A 3388-nucleotide genomic window follows, 5' to 3' on the forward strand; every position below is an offset into this window, starting at 1 on the left:
CGGAAATGATGTAAAGGCTCCATGTACCTGTTGGTAACCCACACCAGCTTGGTTACCTGGTTCCCTTTTTATACCTGGAGGTAGCATGCACGAGAAGAAAAGGATCGCGCTGTTCGGCGCGACCGGACCAACTGGCAGGTTCATCATCGAGGAAGCCTTGAGGCGGGGCTACAGCCTAATGCCAGTCAGTTAAGTAATTTGGGGCCGCTTTGCGACCCTTCGCGGGCACGCCCGCTCCCACAGGGGATCGCGCATTTCTTGAGTTCAGCGCCAAACGTGTGGGAGCGGGCGTGCCCGCGAAGGGTCGCAAAGCGGCCCCAAATTACTTAACTGACAGGCATTTATTCATTGGCTGTTCCGGCCTATTCAACCCGGGTCTCGCCGCTGTACACCAGAATCTCCCGGCAACGCTTGCACAGGTAACGGCGGCCCTGGCGCACCAGCTTGTGCCGCTGGGCGGTAAACGGGAAGTCACTCTGCGGGCAAGGGCAGCGGTAGATGTAACGGGTCACCACGCGCCGTTGCACCTCGTAGTTGTGGCAGCGGTTTGGCGGCAGTTCGTATACGCCGCGCATGATCAGTTGCCATTCCTCGCCATGGGCCTGGATGCGGTCACCGAACAATTGGTGGGCCACCAGGTGCGCCACTTCGTGCGCGACCGTCTGGCGCAGAAAGTCCTCCTGATTGTCACGGTACAACTGCAGGTTGAAACGCAGCAGGTTCTCGTGCAGGTGGGCGACGCCGGCTTTTTGCCCGCGCAGCTTGAAGCTGATTTCCGGGCGCGGGAACTGGCGTTTGAAGAAGGTTTCGGCTTGCTGGTAACAGGTTTCGACGCGTTGCTTGAGCAGCTCGGGCATGGCGGGGTGGTTCTCCTGACCCGATCATTATGCCGCAACCTCGGGCCATGTGCCGAGCCACCGGTCAGCGCTCAGCCAAGAGCCGCCTTGCGGCGGCCCCTGGTTGATGCCCCGGTGTTGGTCGAGTCTGTTCTAGTTGGTGTAGACCGGCCCCACGCCCAGTCCCCAGATGATCACCGTGGCGGCCATGATCGCCACCAGCACTACCAGGCCCACCGCCAGCACCGAGCTGGAGAACAGGAAGCCTTCGTCAGCGGGTATGTTCATGAAGGTCGGCAAGCCGACGTACAGCAGGTACACCGTGTAACAGACCGCCGCAGTGCCGATCAGCATGCCCAGCCACAAGTGCGGGTACAGCGCCGCCAGGCCGCCGATGAACAATGGGGTGGCCGTATAGGTGGCGAACGCTATGCACTGGGCCATGGATGGGTTGGCATCGTAGGTGCGGGCCATCCAGTGGATGAACGCGCCCATTACCGCTACCCCGGCCAGCATCGCCAGGTAGGACATGATGCTCATCCACAGGGCACTTTCCATGGTCAGCATCACGGCCGGCCGGTCGCCGATCACCCAGCCGACCTGGGTGGTGCCGATGAACGCGGACACTGCGGGAATCGCCGCAAGGATCAGGGTGTGCGTCAGGTACATGTGGCTGATGGATTCTTCTTCGCCACGGATTTCCCGCCATTCCTGGTCGGGATGGGTAAACAGCCCCACAACGTGATGAATCATGCCGTCACTCCTCTCAATGTTGCCAAACGCCCCCACATGGAGCGCAAGCGGCCCGAGGCCGAACACCGAAGCAAGCGGTAATGTGGCCTTATGTCGCAGTATAGGAAGCGGTTACCCGCACAAACCGCGCTTTTTAGAGCAAATTGCGCTGTCGCCCGCCCTGTTGATTACATTGAAGTCTTTGTCGGAATGCCTACAGCGCGGGCGCGTTTGTGCGTAAAATAGCCGCCTTTTGTCACACCTCGCGGATTCAAGCGCTATGGGCACCCTCTCGGTCAACCAGAACAAACTGCAAAAACGCCTGCGTCGTCTCGCCGGCGAAGCCATCACCGACTACAACATGATCGAGGATGGCGACAAGGTCATGGTCTGCCTGTCCGGCGGCAAGGACAGCTACACCATGCTCGATGTTCTGTTGCACCTGCAGAAGGTGGCGCCGATCACCTTCGAGATCGTTGCGGTGAACATGGACCAGAAGCAACCAGGGTTCCCCGAGCACGTGCTGCCGGCGTACCTGAAGGCGCTGGGGGTCGAGTACCACATCGTCGAGAAGGACACCTACTCGGTGGTCAAGGAGCTGGTGCCCGAGGGCAAGACCACCTGCTCGCTGTGCTCGCGCCTGCGCCGTGGCACGCTGTACACCTTCGCCGACGAAATCGGTGCGACCAAGATGGCGCTGGGGCACCACCGCGACGACATCGTCGAAACCTTCTTCCTCAACATGTTCTTCAACGGCGCGCTCAAGGGCATGCCGCCGAAGCTGCGTGCCGACGATGGTCGCAACGTGGTGATCCGCCCGTTGGCCTACTGCAGCGAGAAGGATATCCAGGCCTACTCGGACATGAAGGCCTTCCCGATCATCCCGTGCAACCTGTGCGGCTCGCAGGAAAACCTGCAGCGCCAGGTGGTCAAGGACATGCTGGTGGAGTGGGAGCGCAAGCACCCTGGCCGTACCGAGAGCATTTTCCGTGCATTGCAGAACGTGGCGCCGTCGCAGCTGGCCGACCGCAACCTGTTCGACTTCACCAGCCTGAAGATCGACGAAAACGCGGCGCCGCGCTTTCTGGACGTGGTGAACATCTAGGCCTATGCGCGATTATCAGTGGCTGCATGAGTACTGCCTGAACCGCTTCGGCTCTGCCCAGGCGCTGGAAGCCTTCCTGCCGCAGCCGCGCACGCCGGCGCAACTGCGCCAGATCAGCGACGACCGCTACCTTTCGACCTTGGCCCTGCGTGTATTTCGCGCTGGCCTCAAGCACAGCCTGGTGGATGCCAAGTGGCCGGCCTTCGAGCAGGTGTTTTTCGGCTTCGACCCGGAAAAAGTGGTGTTGATGGGCGCCGAACACCTGGAGCGGCTGATGCAGGATCAGCGCATCATCCGCCACCTGGGCAAACTCAAGAGCGTGCCACGCAATGCACAGATGGTGCTGGACATCGCCAAGGTGCATGGCAGTTTTGGCGCGTTCGTTGCCGACTGGCCGGTGACCGACATTGTCGGGCTGTGGAAGTCCCTGGCCAAGCATGGCAACCAGCTCGGCGGTTTGTCGGCGCCACGGTTCTTGCGCATGGTTGGCAAGGACACCTTTGTCCCGACCGAGGACATGGCGGCGGCGCTGATTGCCCAAAAAGTGATCGACAAGCAGCCGACCAGCCAGCGCGACCTGGCGCTGGTGCAGCAGGTGTTCAACCAGTGGCACGCTGAAAGCGGGCGGCCGCTGTGCCAGTTGTCGGTGATGCTGGCGCATACCGTCAACCATTGAGCATGCCGGGGCCGCTGTGCGGCCCAATCGCCGGCAAGC

At 61.2% G+C, this 3388-nt stretch carries 4 protein-coding genes; 2 read left to right on the forward strand and 2 right to left on the reverse strand.

The genetic code is table 11. From position 1 onward, the window contains the following. Positions 1–362 precede the first annotated feature (362 nt). Together GYA94_RS23550 and GYA94_RS23555 are read right to left on the reverse strand one after the other, a co-directional pair. Positions 363–857, reverse strand: coding sequence for a SprT family zinc-dependent metalloprotease (locus GYA94_RS23550; protein WP_009686036.1), 495 nt, complete (start codon positions 855–857; stop codon positions 363–365). 132 nt (positions 858–989) lie between these two features. Continuing rightward, positions 990–1589 carry a Yip1 family protein gene (locus tag GYA94_RS23555; RefSeq protein ID WP_009686035.1) on the reverse strand — a complete coding sequence of 200 codons (600 nt, stop codon included), beginning with the start codon at positions 1587–1589 and terminating at the stop codon, positions 990–992. Positions 1590–1848: 259 nt separating this feature from the next. Here GYA94_RS23555 and ttcA point away from each other — a divergent pair, with 259 nt between their 5' ends. Further along, a complete protein-coding gene (gene ttcA, locus GYA94_RS23560; RefSeq protein ID WP_009686034.1) occupies positions 1849–2673 on the forward strand; it encodes a tRNA 2-thiocytidine(32) synthetase TtcA in 825 nt (274 codons plus the stop codon). Positions 2674–2677: 4 nt separating this feature from the next. After that, positions 2678–3349 carry a DNA-3-methyladenine glycosylase I gene (locus GYA94_RS23565; protein WP_161893202.1) on the forward strand — a complete coding sequence of 224 codons (672 nt, stop codon included), beginning with the start codon at positions 2678–2680 and terminating at the stop codon, positions 3347–3349. Positions 3350–3388: the final 39 nt, after the last annotated feature.

Source organism: Pseudomonas juntendi, assembly GCF_009932375.1.
Lineage (GTDB): Bacteria > Pseudomonadota > Gammaproteobacteria > Pseudomonadales > Pseudomonadaceae > Aquipseudomonas > Aquipseudomonas juntendi.